The organism is Lentilactobacillus raoultii (assembly GCF_900411375.1).
GTDB lineage: Bacteria > Bacillota > Bacilli > Lactobacillales > Lactobacillaceae > Lentilactobacillus > Lentilactobacillus raoultii.
In genome coordinates this window covers 1-15158 of sequence record NZ_LS422987.1, presented here as the reverse complement: position 1 = coordinate 15158, position 15158 = coordinate 1, and the positions used below count along the sequence as shown (strand labels likewise).

Annotated in this window: 14 protein-coding genes; 12 read left to right on the top strand and 2 right to left on the bottom strand. The window is 40.2% G+C overall.

What is annotated here, in order from left to right; genetic code table 11:
• The first annotated feature begins 15 nt into the window (after positions 1-15).
• The 5 genes from ED605_RS07830 (at position 16) to ED605_RS07810 (ending at position 8105) form a co-directional block, all read left to right on the top strand.
• The gene (locus ED605_RS07830; RefSeq protein WP_121978352.1) at positions 16-2328 is read left to right on the top strand and encodes an alpha-L-arabinofuranosidase family protein; all 2313 of its coding nucleotides are present in this window, start codon (positions 16-18) and stop codon (positions 2326-2328) included.
• Between the two features lie 13 nt (positions 2329-2341).
• Positions 2342-4765, top strand: coding sequence for a beta-L-arabinofuranosidase domain-containing protein (locus ED605_RS07825; RefSeq protein WP_121978351.1), 2424 nt, complete (start codon positions 2342-2344; stop codon positions 4763-4765).
• Positions 4766-4861: 96 nt separating this feature from the next.
• Entirely contained in the window at positions 4862-5242 is a 381-nt protein-coding gene (locus ED605_RS07820; RefSeq protein WP_121978350.1) for a hypothetical protein, read from the top strand.
• A gap of 156 nt (positions 5243-5398) precedes the next feature.
• The gene (locus ED605_RS07815) at positions 5399-6793 is read left to right on the top strand and encodes a glycoside hydrolase family protein (RefSeq protein ID WP_121978349.1); all 1395 of its coding nucleotides are present in this window, start codon (positions 5399-5401) and stop codon (positions 6791-6793) included.
• Positions 6762-8105 (top strand): DUF5776 domain-containing protein, encoded by a 1344-nt coding sequence (locus tag ED605_RS07810; protein ID WP_162919774.1) that lies wholly within the window; start codon positions 6762-6764, stop codon positions 8103-8105. Before ED605_RS07815 ends, ED605_RS07810 begins: the two co-directional genes overlap by 32 nt.
• A 178-nt stretch (positions 8106-8283) precedes the next feature.
• On the opposite strand, the gene ED605_RS07805 is transcribed toward ED605_RS07810, so the two are convergent.
• Positions 8284-8607, bottom strand: coding sequence for an ArsR/SmtB family transcription factor (locus ED605_RS07805; protein ID WP_121978347.1), 324 nt, complete (start codon positions 8605-8607; stop codon positions 8284-8286).
• Between the two features lie 252 nt (positions 8608-8859).
• On the opposite strand from ED605_RS07805, the gene ED605_RS07800 reads away from it, so the two are divergent.
• Positions 8860-9552, top strand: a complete 693-nt coding sequence (locus tag ED605_RS07800; RefSeq protein ID WP_162919773.1) for an acyl-ACP thioesterase domain-containing protein — start codon at positions 8860-8862, stop codon at positions 9550-9552.
• 184 nt (positions 9553-9736) lie between these two features.
• A complete protein-coding gene (locus ED605_RS07795; RefSeq protein WP_121978345.1) occupies positions 9737-10708 on the top strand; it encodes an alpha/beta hydrolase in 972 nt (323 codons plus the stop codon).
• A gap of 155 nt (positions 10709-10863) precedes the next feature.
• Here the strand turns inward: ED605_RS07795 and ED605_RS07790 are convergent, their stop codons facing one another.
• Positions 10864-11301 carry a universal stress protein gene (locus tag ED605_RS07790; protein WP_121978344.1) on the bottom strand — a complete coding sequence of 146 codons (438 nt, stop codon included), beginning with the start codon at positions 11299-11301 and terminating at the stop codon, positions 10864-10866.
• A gap of 171 nt (positions 11302-11472) precedes the next feature.
• Here ED605_RS07790 and ED605_RS07785 point away from each other — a divergent pair, with 171 nt between their 5' ends.
• The 5 genes from ED605_RS07785 (at position 11473) to ED605_RS07765 (ending at position 15042) form a co-directional block, all read left to right on the top strand.
• Positions 11473-11928, top strand: coding sequence for an NUDIX hydrolase (locus ED605_RS07785; protein ID WP_121978343.1), 456 nt, complete (start codon positions 11473-11475; stop codon positions 11926-11928).
• Between the two features lie 129 nt (positions 11929-12057).
• Complete coding sequence (locus ED605_RS07780) at positions 12058-12294, top strand: hypothetical protein (RefSeq protein ID WP_121978342.1); 237 nt, start codon at positions 12058-12060, stop codon at positions 12292-12294.
• A gap of 243 nt (positions 12295-12537) precedes the next feature.
• On the top strand, positions 12538-13512 hold the full coding sequence (locus tag ED605_RS07775; protein WP_121978341.1) for a zinc-binding dehydrogenase: 975 nt from the start codon (positions 12538-12540) through the stop codon (positions 13510-13512).
• Between the two features lie 95 nt (positions 13513-13607).
• Positions 13608-14342, top strand: coding sequence for a glucose 1-dehydrogenase (locus ED605_RS07770; RefSeq protein WP_121978340.1), 735 nt, complete (start codon positions 13608-13610; stop codon positions 14340-14342).
• 175 nt (positions 14343-14517) lie between these two features.
• A complete protein-coding gene (locus ED605_RS07765) occupies positions 14518-15042 on the top strand; it encodes a hypothetical protein (protein WP_121978339.1) in 525 nt (174 codons plus the stop codon).
• Positions 15043-15158: the final 116 nt, after the last annotated feature.

The window sequence follows — 15158 nt, the reverse complement described above, 5'->3', positions numbered from 1 at the left end:
AAAGGAGAATCGGCCATGTTACAAGGTAAGCTAACAATTGAAAATAAATTTGGTGCGCCGCTAAATGATTTGTTTGGCATCTTTTTTGAGGATTTAAATCACGCGGCAGATGGTGGCTTATATGCGGAGATGGTTCAGAACAGATCGTTTGAATTTGAACCGGTTGACCATCCGGATTATCATGAAACTTTTGCATGGACTGTTGATCATCCTAATGATGTTCAAGTTCGAACGGATCACCCGCTTAATTCAAATAATAAGCATTATTTAGCCGTTAATTCAACGGGTGAAGCAGTTAAAATTGCTAATCACGGGTTTAATCAAGGAATGGACTTTCAGGCAGATCACACTTATTTATTTTCAGTCTTTATTGCAGCGAGTCGCCGAAGCTTCATTCAGGTCATTTTAGAGGATGAACAACATCATCGATTGTCGGCACCGCTCACCATTACCACTGATCGTTCTGATTGGCAAAAGCATCAGCTTGTCATCCGGGCCAATCGAGACAGCCATCAGGGTCGGCTAATTGTTGAGGTACTGCCAGATTCACAAGTGAATTTGGACATGATTTCACTATTCCCGACAGAAACGTTTCATCATCGAAAGAATGGTGTCAGAAAAGATTTAGGTGACGTTTTGGCGGCAATGCAGCCGAAATTTATGCGGTTTCCTGGTGGATGCTTAGTTCATGATGGCACACTGAATCCTAACGATCGGGAATCGATGTATCGGTGGAAAAAGTCTATTGGCCCGGTCGAACAGCGACCAACCCGTCGGAATAAGTGGGGATATAATCAGACGCTTGGACTTGGCTTTTATGAATATTTTCAGTTAGCAGAAGATCTTGGTGCCAAACCATTACCAGTGCTTCCTGGTGGTTATGATCCTCACCATAAACGTGCCGTTCCAATTGATCAATTACAGCCTTGGATTGATGATGCGTTAGACTTAATTGAATTTGCCAACGGTGACCAGACGACTAAGTGGGGTAAAAAACGCGCGGAACTTGGTCATCCTGAACCGTTTAATCTGGAATATCTGGCAATTGGCAATGAGGAGGTTGGCCAGCCTTTCTTTGATCGTTATCCATACTTTCATCAAGCAATTCGCCAGCGTTATCCAGAAATTAAATTGATTAATACCAGTGGTCCGTTTGCTTCCGGCAGCGAATTTAATCGTGGTTGGAAAAGTGCTAAAAAATATGGGTCAGACTTTGTGGATGAGCATTATTATATGGCAACGGATTGGTTCCTTGCTAATCAGCATCGCTATGATCACTATGATCCAAAGGGGCCCAAAGCTTTCTTGGGTGAGTATGCATCAAAGGAAAACAAATGGATTAACGCCGTTGTTGAAGCAAGTTACATGCTTGGGTTGGAACGAAATGCTGATAAGGTCGGGTTAGCCTGTTACGCGCCGCTCTTTTGCAATGTCGATTATCCTAATTGGACACCGGATTTGATCTTTTTTAATCAGTATCAAGTCAGTCCTTCGGTTAACTACTATGTTCAACAGCTGTTTATGAATTACCAGGGAACCCGGAATGTGCCGCATTCAATTGATGGCCTGCCGACACCCACGGTTAAAGATGCGCAGCCAATTATTGGCCAATTTGGATTTGAAGGCGATTTAGCGGACGTGACTTATCAAAATGTCACGTTTATAGATCATGAGACCAACCAGCAACAACAGTTTAAGTTTAAAAACGGAAGATTAGCGGAACGGGCCCGTCACATGCTGGGTAAAACGAGCAGTCAAAACTATTCACTAACGTTTGATGCAACCAGGACAGGTGGCCGGGTTGACAAAGGATTTCATTTAATTTTTGGCCAGACAACCGATGAGAAGTATTTCATGTGGGTGCTTGGTGGTTGGGAGAACCAAGATTCCATTATCAAACAACGTGGGCGTAATCATACAGAAAGCGATTGGAATCAGTGTCAATGGACGATGAAAAGCAACCATCAATATCATTTTGAAATTCACGTTAACCATCGGCATGTGGCCACGTCGATTGATGGGCAACCCTTTAATGACATTGAGATTAAGCCAACTGTGGTTCAACCGCTATACAGCAATCTAACAGTTGATGAAAAAACGAAACGTTATTATCTTAAGCTGGTCAATGTGACCGATCAGCCGGTTTCAATTCAAACAACTGATTCCAAGTTTCAAAATGGTCGGTTTCGCGAATTATTAGCTCAACCGGGAACGGAAAATCAAATTGGTCAATCAAATAAGCTTAAAATAAAAGAAACTCAAATTGCGACAGGAACAGTAACAGTTCAACCGTACTCAGTAAATGTGTTGATTGGTAAACAAAATTGATTGAGGTGAAAAGATGAAACAGACGATTCCTTTGGAAAACGTCAAAGTGACGGATTCAGAAGTTTTAGCGGCCCAGACGAATACCATTCATTATTTAATGCAATTAGACCCAAAGCGGTTTTTATATGGTTTTGATCAAGTGGCTGGTTTAAAGCCGGAAGCAAAAGCACCGTATGGCGGCTGGGAACGCTTAACTGGCCATAATTTTCGAGGTCACTTTTTTGGCCACTATTTGTCCGCTCTTTCTCAGGCGATGACTTCTGAAATTGAAGAGGAAACGCGCAATCAATTGAGGTCAAAATTGGCTATTGGCATCCAGGGGCTATCTGAAGCACAAGCGGCTTATGCCAAAAATCATCCTCAAAGTGCTGGTTATGTTTCAGCCTTTCGAGAGGTGGCTTTGGATGAGGTTGAAGGCAAACCAGTTCCGGAATCTCAAAAGGAAAATGTGATTGTCCCTTGGTATGACCTCCATAAAATTTTAGCAGGTTTAATTGAGGCATCTGAAGACCTGAAAAGAATTGACCCGGATTTATCTCGACAGGCGCTTCAAGTTGCCACAAATTTTGGGACCTATGTTTATCGACGAGTGAGCCGGTTAACTGATCCTAAAAAAATGTTGGCCGTTGAATACGGTGGGATGAATGATGCGTTGTACCATCTGTTTTCGATTACTCAAGATGAGCATCATTTAGTGGCCGCCACCTACTTTGATGAAGTTGAGTTGTTTCAAGAGTTAGCCAACGCAAACGATGTGTTGCCTGGAAAGCATGCGAATACAACGATTCCAAAGTTGTTGGGGGCCATTCGACGATATGAGATTTTTAGTGATCCCCAAATGGCCAACCAATATTTAAATAACGAAGCACAGCAACGGCTTCCGATGTATCTAATGGCTGCCAAAAATTTTTGGCAAATTGTGATTGATCACCATTCATATGTGACCGGTGGTAATAGTCAAAGTGAGCATTTTCATGATCCGGATCAACTGTATCACGATGCGGTGATTGAGGATGGGGCAACCACTTGTGAAACTTGCAATACGCATAACATGTTAAAACTCAGCCGAGAGCTGTTTAGGGTGACCGGTGATAAAAAGTATTTGGATTACTATGATCGAACGTACACGAATGCCATTTTAGGCTCTCAAAATCCGCAAACGGGTATGATGACCTATTTTCAACCGATGGCAGCCGGATATCGAAAAGTTTTTAATCGACCTTTTGATGAGTTTTGGTGTTGTACTGGAACCGGGATCGAAAGTTTCACTAAATTAGGCGATAGCTATTACTTTAAAGATGGCCAGACGCTTTATGTCACGGGATATTATTCAAATCAGTTGAGGCTTCCGGCGGAAAACTTGAAAGTAGCTTTGCGAGTCGACAGGAAAACCGGCAAGGTTCAATTAAGTACCTCACAGCTAACGAGTGGACGGCCCTCTGAACCGATCACGATTAAATTTCGGCACCCTGATTGGAGCCATCGTCGCCTAATAATCGATGAAAATGGTCAGCAAAGTAGTTCGGAATCTGCCGGTTTTGTTGAGGTGACCCGGGTAGTTCCTGGCAACTCAATTCAATTTCAACTATCAATGACGCTTGATGTTAGTGAGACTCGGGATAATCCGCGGTTTCTTTCTTTGAAATATGGACCGTACGTGCTTGCTGGGCAATTGGATCATTCAGACATGAGGAACGATCGACCAAATGGAATTTTAGTCCGGATATCGACCCTAGATCAACTGGCTCCAACGACCCTGACAGCACATATGGATTGGCAATCGTGGTTAAGACAATTGTCAGATCGGTATCAATTGGTAACAGATGATGATCACTACCTGTTTAAAATTAGTTTGCCAGGAATCGATGAAAAAATTCAGTTTGTGCCTTACTACCAGATTTATGACTGCCGTTATGGAATTTATTTCCAGTGGCAGCAAGCCGGTAGCTTGGCGGCTAAACAGCAACAGAAGAAATTAGCGGCTGTTAAGGCTTATCAAAGCCGGATTGTTGATCAATTAACGAATTTTGATCAAAATAATTGGGAATTTAATAAGCATCTTAAAGCCGAGAATTCTAAGATTGGCTATGCATCTGGCAGACGATTCAGGCAAGCTGATCCGGCCGGCCATTTTTACTACGTGTTTGATATGGAAAAAGCACAGCCCGGAATGGAATTGACTTTGATTTTTAATCAACGTGATGATGGCCAACTGATCAACCTGCAAGTCGGTGATGATCCTCATTCGCTGGTTAAAAAGCAAATTACGGTGGCTTCAGCTCAAGCAAAGTCAATCGACCAGAATGGCTTCTTTGAGTGGCACTTTAAATTACCTGAACAGCTTTATCAAGGAACAACGTCCTTAGCGGTTCGCTTTTCAAGTGTTCATGAAGAAAGTGCCCGGGTGTTTGGCATCTTATTTCTAAACGAGCATTAGTCATGAAAGAGGTGATGCAACTGAACGTGAATTTTTAGAACTTTGTAACATGGCGTGATTTTAGCAACTAAATTGATAGAAAGAAGCGATGAACAGATGGCAAAAGTTGATGCAACAGAATGGCGCGATGCAATTAAATCACAGGAAGCATTTGAAAATTATATCAGAAAATACTTTGAGGAAAATCAAGAGTTGGTTGGAAATTACGAGACACCAAGTTATTATGAGTACTATACGGTGACACTGGATAGTAAAGAGGGCTTAGTGGTAACTTTAAAAACTGGTTTAAATCAGTCAGCCAACCCATCAGCGTTACCGTTTAAAGACGTGGAGCATCTGTCAATTGAAGAATTTCGGCAATTGATTCTAAACAAAAAGTTTGAAGATAAAACCAAGACGTTGACCGATGTGTTTACAAATATCATGGCAACGGATCCAACCGCACGTTTTCATAAAAAAGGTCACAATAAAGAATAGTTCGAAATAAGCATCATAAAGGGTTCTAAACTGACAGAATAATTTGAAGTTAACTTTGAATTGGAGAAGTCAAGGAAGAATCCTTTTTTAGAAAAAGAAACTGTAACCGCTAACATTAGGCGGTTATCCATGTAATTATTGAAGGGAGCATTCATAATGGCCAATCAACATCATTTTAAGCTGACCAGTTTTTTGAAAACGAATTTATTGGTAGCCTTGTTTTCAATGATTGGATTATCAGCAACAATCATTTCCTCAAAAGCAGCCACGGCGATTCCGAAAAAAAGTGTTTCAATCGTCACGACGGCTTCGAGTTCAAGCTCGTCGTCCAAGATCAATTCAAGTTCGTCATCAAACTCGAGTTCAAGTGCAGTGTCTCAATCATCTGCCAGCACTCAGACTGTCAACAAGGACAATTTAAAAAATGCGTTGAAACAGGCAGACAATGTGGCCGCTCATCTCAGCGATTACGCTAAAATCAGTCAAAATTTACTTAGAACAGCCATTTCAAACGGGCAAATTCTAGCCAAAAAATCAGATGCATCTCAAGCAGATATTGATCAGCAAACTGATGTGATTAAGGCGACGATGGCTGGAATGGTTAAGGAAAACTACAATCCAAACCGATATGCTGCAGTGGTTAATCATCCGGATAACACTCAGTGGTTGGATACTGATGGGGCACCAATTCAAGCCCATGGTGGCGGATTTGTTCAGGTAACTGGTTCAGACGGCACACCAACTTATTACTGGGTTGGTGAAGATAAAAGCCATAATCACGCCTTCTTTAATGGTATTAATCTCTATACTTCCAAAGATTTGAAAAATTGGACGTACGTTAATACAATTTTAAAGCCAAATGCTAACGATCCTGCTATGTTTGACGTTATTATGGAGCGACCCAAAATTTTGTATAATCAGAAAAATAAACAGTTTGTTGTATGGGCACATTGGGAGAGACAAGGCAGCTATTCCTCAAGTCAAGTAGCGGTTGCTACCAGTCAGCAAGCTGATGGACCTTACAAATTTTTAGGTCACTGGCGTCCTGGAGCTGATAGTAATAGTAAATATCGCAACTGGGGTGTTAAAATATTGAATCCGAATAGTAGCACCGACACACAACCGACTGGGGTTTACGATAATGGAACCAAAATGACTGACTATAAAACCGAAACGGCTGATACAGCTCACTGGGGAACCCCATCCAGGGACTTTACTTTGTTTGAAGAAGGCAATAAAGCTTACATTATTTCCACTGAAAGTGGCACAATGATGCGGATTTATGAGCTTAATTCCGATTTTACAGATGTTGATAAGCAGGCCATGAAGTCTTACGAACTGTTTGCTAACGCTAGACGAGAAGCACCAGCACTGGTAAAAGCGGGAAAGTACTATATTCTGGCAACTTCTCAACAATCTGGGTGGTCACCTAATCAAGGACGTTATTCTTACACCACTGATTTGAGTGATCCAAATGGTTGGAAAGTTAATCGAACAACAAGTAGTAGTGGGAATGAGGTTGATACCCCCCATTGGTCTGCTAGGGGATAATTCGACGTATCATAGTCAGCCCACTAATATCATGAAAGTAACCCAAAATGGTCAAACCAATTACATTTATATGGGTGACTCATGGCTACCTTCAGAAATTGGTCAATCCGGTTATATTTGGTTACCTTTGACTATAACTGGCTTATCAGGTAATGAACCAAGCGTTGTGATGGCTTATACACCGAAATGGTCATTGGATTCACAAACCGGTAAAGTTGATGTGCCAAATAATCCATTATTGTCAAAAAACATGCCAGTGACGGCGTCAACTACTAAGCAGGGTCACGAGGCAACTAAAGCTGTTGATGGGGATGCTTCAACCACCTATTACCAGCCAGAGAAGGTCCCGTATACCTACACGATTGATTTAAAAGCATCTCAGCCATTGAGTCGAGTTGATCTGAGTTTTAGGTTAACTAACGGTTCTGAAACTTATAATCAGTACACGATTGAAACCAGTAACGATAACAAAACTTGGACTAAGCAAGTGGATGAGTCCAATAATCAGACGTTGGTTGGGTTCTTAAGCCATCAATTGACGGGAAGTGCCCGATACATCAAATTGACGGTTAATAAGGTGATCAAGGAAAATGGTAATCAAGAAGCTGATTGGGCAGCTGGCTTAGTAGAAATGTCGGTTTATGGCCCAGAAGCGTCAGTCCCTGATACAGGAACATCTTCGACTAGTGGGCCAGCAACTAGTTCTTCCTTGTCAAGTGCAGTTTCAAGCTCGAATGTTGCACCATCTTCGAGTACCTCGACGGCTAGTTCATCAAGTGCAACTTCAAGTTCAGTGACAGCAAAACCGTCTCACGTCGTCAAGGCTCCTCGATCAGCCGCTAAAAAGGGGTCTGTCGTCATGGCCTTAAAGAAGATCAATCTTTACAAGACAGCTACTTTTAAGATCATCAATAAAATTGCGACTTATAAAAAGATGAGTCGGGCTAAACGGCCAGTGTTTAGCGTAACCGGATATGCACGCTCAACAAATGGTCGTTTGCGTTACCGAGTTCGAGATATTAATCGTGATAGCAAAAATTATGGTAAGCAGGGCTACATCACCGCTAAGGCTGATTATGTCAGTTCACTTTATTATAAATCTATGCCAAAATCCAAAACAGTTGCGGTCATTAGCAAACAAGGGATTAATGCCTATAAGAATAAGCACTTAGCTCATTCAGTAACTCATTATAAATTTGGCACTCGATTGAAAATTAAAAAATGGATTAATTATCGGTTGGTCACTCGTTACCAGCTTTCGAATGGTCATTATATTACGGCAAACAAAAAGCTTGTTGTTCAAAAAAGATGACTAATTGCGAGACTAAATACAAGTAAGCAATATCTGCATAAAAAATGCCTACATCGTTAACACAAAATCCGTTGACGGTGTAGGCATTTTTTATGATCAAATTTATACTCAAATTTATAACAGTGATTTTAATACACGGCATTTCTAACCTACTTTTATTTTTAGAAAATTGTCTGTACTAATGTTGATAATGCTGATTAGCATATTGAAGTTCAGAAATTAATGATGATAATTGTTGAATTAGGTCTGTTAAGTCCACTTGACTAATCCGTTGTGTTTTTTGTTTTTTTATTTTAATAATGTTCCTTTCTTCCAAAATTTTCAAATGATGTGATACTGCCGGCCGGGAGAGTTCTGACATATCCACTAATTGATTAACGCTTAGCGGACCGTGTTCTATTAAGTTAACGATAATCTCCTGTCGATTCTTATCTTTTAGCATTTCAAAAATCGGAATGCACGTATTTAATGTCTCAAGAATTGCCTGACCACGATCGTTCAAGAAAAATACCTCCAATTATTTTTAATTAGTATGTTCAAATGTCTAGACGTTCGAACATACATATAGTATCATTTACTTAATGATAGCATACATTTTAACCAGAAATTTTTTAGGGAAAATTCTATTTTTGAAAAGTCAACAGAGAAAGAATATCCGTAAAAGCAATCCAGATTTTAAAGAGTTAAAACAACGTATGTTTTACTAAAACGATGACAGATAAAAGATATGTCTTAAATGATTGGAGATTCTGCAATGTTTGAAAAAGATAGCGAAGTTTTTTTGTCCGAAGTAGGTAAGGATTCCAAAATTAAGATGGGTCGTTTAATTGATAAATTTCAAGACGTTGGCTGGCTGCAACTTCAAAAAGTTTTAGCTTCGTTGCCTAGATTAAATGCATCAACGGTATTCTTCGCGACTTCCCAACAAATTAAAATTTATCGAGATCTTTTACTGGGAGAAAGAATTCATTTTCGTTCGTTGTTTCTGAATGCAAACCGGCATAAGATTACCCGAAAAATCGATATTTTGGATAAAAAGGCCAATTTGTTAGTTTCACAGATTGAAGATGCTTTTTTTATTGATTTCAAAACAAAAAAGTTAGCTTCTTTGCCACAAACTTTTCCGATTAAAATGATTATAGATCAGTATGAAAAGGTTTCATCCCGCAAAAAAATTCGGATTCCTGATCTCTCTAGAAAAAGTGTGGCGTCTTTTAAAATTTTTGATCGACAATTGGACAATTATGGGCATATGAATAATGCGCGTTATTTAGATTTTATCGACGAAGAACCGACGCAAATAAAGAATTTGTTCATTAATTATATTAGGCCGGCAACTGCCGGAATGGTTTTGACTTATGAGCGCGTAAAAGTGGCACAAGAAATTTATTACAACATTCGATCTAATGAAAAATCAATTGCTAAAGTTGAATTAGCATTAAAATAGTGTTGTTTTTTAATTTAAGCATGGGAGTTCTGGCAATGAAAAAGGTCATTTTTATTCTAAGCTGTTTATTGAATGCAGGATTGTTGATTAGCCTGTTCTTATCTAAAAAACGTTTAGATATTTTTAAGCGGCAAATCATCCGGACTGATAAAGAAAACTATCGAATATAGGAGGTAATTTTTAAATGAACGTTACAATGGATATGATTCATCCGGATCTAAGAAGTATCGCCCCAATAGGCACATATTGGTCTTGGATCGGTCACTCGAAAAAAGGGCTGAAAATGTTTAACCGAGTGTCAAAATTTGCCATTGAAGGCCTTGACACCGCCAAGAAGATCAATTTTGAACAGCATTTTATTTTACGGCCGAATGGCACCGAATTAAGAATATGTGTTTATACGCCAAAAAAACTAAAGAAAGATGTACCAGGTATCTTGTATATCCATGGCGGAGGGTACTCGACATTAGTACCGGAAATTGAAGGGCCGATGATTCAAAAAATTATTGAAAGAACTGGTGCGATGGTTGTTTCACCGGATTATCGGCGTTCTTTGGATGCTCCTTATCCAGCTGCTTTGGATGATTGTTATTTGGCTTTAAAATGGTTAAAAAGTAATGGCAGTCGATATGGAATGCGGTCTGATCAGATTATGATTGGCGGGGAAAGTGCTGGCGGTGGTCTAACAGCAGCCCTTTCAGTGTATTCTCGTGATCGAGGTGAAATCGCAATTGCTTTCCAAATGCCACTTTACCCCATGATTGATGATCAAAATAATTCTGACTCTGCCCAAAATAATAATGCACCTATGTGGGATCAAAAATCAAATGGGCTTGGGTGGAAATTGTACTTAGGGAGTTTATATCAAAAGGATAATATTCCTCCATACGCAGCACCAGCTCGGATTACTGATTATTCAAACTTGCCACCAACTTGTACATTTGTTGGGGATATTGAAGTTTTTCATGATGAGACGGTGATATATGTTAATAATTTGAAAGCCAGCGGGGTTCCAACTCACTTTAAAGTTTTTCCAGGATGTTTTCATGGTTTTAATATTGTTTCCCCAAATTCGACACCGGGAAAAGAAGCAAATAAGTTTATTTTAGATATGTTTGAATTTGCAGCTGAAAATTATTTTGCTAAGCAACCTTAATTTAGTATGATTGATAGTGATTACATTTTAATTATCTATATTTTAATAGAGCTTTAGAAAGTGATTGTGTTGGATAATCATGATGATTTAAAAGGGGCTCCCTCAAATAAAAATAACTTGAAGGAGCTCCTTTTACAGCCTAATTAATTTAAGGGTTAATTATCATTGACCACAAGGACCTGCACCGTTGCGTTTCGAACAACGTAGGCGGTGGTTGAACCGATCAGCAGTCGATCAACCGCACCCCGACCGGATTTGCCAATGACAATTAAGTCAATGTTTTGTTCTTTTGGAACGTCGGTTGCAATGAGTGATTTCGGATAGCCTTGAGAAACGATGGTGTCGGCGTCCAAACCATTTTCTTGAACCGTTTTAAGACCGGCATCGACAATGCCCTGGGCATAGCCCTTTAATTCAGTATAGGCATTATTAACCGGTGTGGCGGTCGTTGTTGGGACTGCCAGTGTCCGGTTATCAACGACTGATAGTAACGTTAATTTGGACGAAAAAGTTTTGGCAATTGTGATTGCAACGGACAACGCTTTTTGTGAATTCTTACTGCCATCAAGTGGTACTAAAATGTGTTGATACATTAAAATCACCTCTCAGTTAAATTGATAAGTAACCGCTTACAACTATAGTGTAAACCGTCACAAAGGTCACAGCAAATTTAAACACTTTTGGGAATGAATTTACGATTGTCTTTCACCAGGGTATTATAAAATTAGTTTCAATTAACTAAAAAAAGATGGGATGGATGATGAATGGCCAAGGATTACGTTTCAATGATTCGTTCAATGGTTGGTCACACGCCAATTATTATGAATACGGCTTGTGGCATTTTATTGAACGATCGCGGTCAAGTGTTACTGAATTTGCGAACGGATACGCATAACTGGAGTCTGCCAGGTGGCTATCTGGAATATGGCGAAACCTACGCACAGGCTTGTGTGCGGGAATATAAAGAAGATAGTGGGATTGACGTTGAAATTGTCAGGTTCTTAAAAATTTTTGATCAGGGTGAGGTTCACTATCCAAATGGGGATGTTACTCAGACCATCTCCGCACTTTATCAAGTCAAACAAATTGGGGGCCAAGTGTTACAATCAGCCACTGATGAGACGGTTAAGTTAGCCTACTTTGATTTTGATCAGTTACCACCACTTTTGAATCAGCAAACGGCCGACATGCTGGCATATGCGGCTGAAAAACTAGGCTAATTATTAGTGATAGAAAGAAGCAGCTTTTTCAAAGAATTGTTGAGGAAAGGCTGCTTTTTGAGTATTTGGTTATAATTAATGGCTCACTTACCTATCACGCACTATAATAGATAATGGAGGTGTAAATGAATGACAACTATTTATATCGATCCTAAGAAGAAAACTGATCAAATTGTGAAGTTGTCGGATGGCAGTTTTGGCGTGATGAAGCCGGAAAAACAAAAAGCCGGCATGGCCTATCGATTTAATTTTACCAGTCATCAACATCCCGGCTTTATTATGACGCATACGCCGGTTAATGGTGATGTTGAAAATGTTGATTCGATTGATGGTAAGCAGAGCTTTAAAATTGCTTGGCGTTCGTGAGTTTATTCATCGGATTATCAGGTGTTTAATGCATCTTGATGAGCAAATGAATAAGCTTGTAAATGGGATTTAAGATATTATTTGATTATTGATTTAAAAAACGGAGACAAAGGTAGCCGACAAGCTGGATTTGTTTCCGCTTTTGTTTTTGCTGACATTTCACAAATCGCTTCAAGTTAAATTAAAGTTGATTCAGCTTATAATAAAACTGATGATACAAATAATTGAAAAGGAGTGCGTTTTATGAAGGCAGCCTACATTAAAGAAACTGGTAGTCCGAAAAATATCATAATCGGTGATTTACCAGAACCTGAAATTGATGATGACGAAGTATTGGTAAAAGTAACGGCCGTTTCGGTCAATCACGTTGATACCTTTGTGCGAGCGGGATCTTACAAGACTGATTTGAGTTTTCCGTTTGTTATCGGCCGTGATGCGGTTGGTCAAGTGGTTAAAGTCGGCGAACAGGCCGCAGCACGATTTGGCGTTGGCAGTTGGGTATGGACCAACAGCATGGGCTACGATGGCCGTCAGGGAACCACCAGTCGTTACATTGCCGTACCGGCTGAACGGCTTTTTCACATTCCAGAAAGTGTGGATCCGATTAAACTGGTAGCGTCAGTTCATTCGTCGACGACAGCAGCAATTTTGTTAAAAACTGTTTTTCGGGCAAAAAGTGGCCAAACGATTTTGGTTGAAGGTGCGGCCGGTCACGTTGGCACTAAACTAGTTCAAATTGCCCATCGAATGGGCCTTGAAGTGGTAACGACTTCTAATAAACGGGATTTTGATAAGTTGGATCAACTGGGGAGTGATTGCCCATTGGATTATCAGAAATCGTTAATCAAGCAACTGGCTAAACGTGGCTTGGATGGGGTTGACTACGTGGTTGATACATCTGGAAAAGTCGCCCTTCAGGAAAATATTAACGTCCTAAACGAACGCGGCACAGTTGGCTTAATTACGGCACCAGCTGATAATAAATTTACTTTTAACGTGCGGAAATTTTATACGACTGATAAGACCATTCGTGGATTTGTTTTAAGTCATGCGCTGATCGATCAGTTCACCGAAAGTGCCAAGTTGTTAAATGAACTGATGGTTGATGGCTTTTTATTAGACGATGCGATTATTAAGAAACCAGTTGACGATGCGGCTTGGGCTCACCAGGCACTGGAAAAGCAAACAGTTAAAGAGCGCATCGTGTTAACGTTTTAGCGATTAACAAGCAGATAATTTAATGAATATCGGTCGCTTCGCTATAATAAAGATGGAAACTGTTTTTGCTTATATTATATCGAGGAGGCATATTTATGGGTAAATTAGATGATAAAGTTGCGATTATTACCGGTGCGTCACAAGGCATGGGTGCCAGTCACGCAAAATTGTTTATCAACGAAGGCGCCAAGGTAGTCATTACAGATATTAATGAAGAGAAGGGTCAACAACTGGCCAAAACACTGGGTGACAATGCACTATTTGTTAAACAGGATGTTTCAAGCGAAGCTGACTGGCAAAAGGTGATTCAAACCACGCTGGACCACTTTGGTAAATTAGACATTTTAGTCAATAATGCAGGCATTAGTTTTAATAAATCGCTTGAGGAAATTACAGTGGACGATTATTTGAAGATCTTCAAGATTAATCAGTTATCTGTCTTTTTAGGAACGAAGTATGCAGCTGAGGCCATGAAGAAAAATGGCTCTGGTAGTATCGTGAATATTTCGTCAATGAATGGCTTGGTTGGTGGCGCCGTTGGTTATACGGATACCAAATTTGCGGTTCGTGGCTTGACCAAGGCGGCTGCTTTGCAATTGGCTCACGATGGCATTCGAGTTAATTCCGTTCACCCTGGCGTTATCTCCACGCCAATGATTCATCAAGGAGATAGTGAAGCGGTGATTAAAGAATTTGCTAAAGCCATTCCGCTACAACGGGTAGCTGAACCGGAAGAAGTTTCCAAGATGGTGCTGTTCTTGGCATCGGATGATTCCAGTTATTCCACGGGTTCAGAATTTGTAATTGACGGCGGAATGACGGCACAATAATGATTAAGTGATGAGATATTACTATTACTTAAAACGGGGTTGGTTGATTAAAGATGCCAACGCCGTTTTTTGAATGCCAGTGGATTCATTTTAAACTTAAAAAGTCGCGATTGTGGTCATTGACGTGGCAATTGGGTAAAATCAGATAACATTAACGATAAAGGAATTGGAAACAATGGATTTATTTGGGATCGCACTCATTCTATATTTTATAAAGGAACAGTTCACTTATGAGCGGCCAACCTGGTTTGGCTATTGGTTTTTACCTCTCTATACAGTTGGGATGATGTTGATAAGTTTTTCCTACCAGTGGCAAAACATGCCGACATTCCTAACACTTTTAGTAATTGGCAGTCTGATTGGCGGCTTTCAAGGACGCACTGCTAAATTTAAAGATTATCTGAGTGTCGGTGGTCAGCTTCGAACACAAGTCCGCGGTGGCGGTGTTTATCTATTAGGATGGCTTTTGATTTTGGTGATTCAATTAATCGTGGATCTGTTGTTACTTCATCAGACAATTTCTTCTACACGATTTGGTAAAGAGCTGGTGGGCACCGTGATGGATGACTTGTTTCCCTGGTTGGCTTTTGGCAGTTCGCAGGCTTGGCCTCTTTGGACGTTGGCAGCTAGTTCAACGATTATCTACACGTTGACATTACAGTTGCGAAGCCCAGTTTTTCAAGCAACAACTGAAACTTGAAAGCTAAAAATTAACCGAACACCTTAGTCGTCCTGGAATAATCCGTCAGAAAATGGAAATTCAAGCTGACACTAATTCCCTGGTCAAAACGGCCGGTAGATGCGTGAGAAAATGGC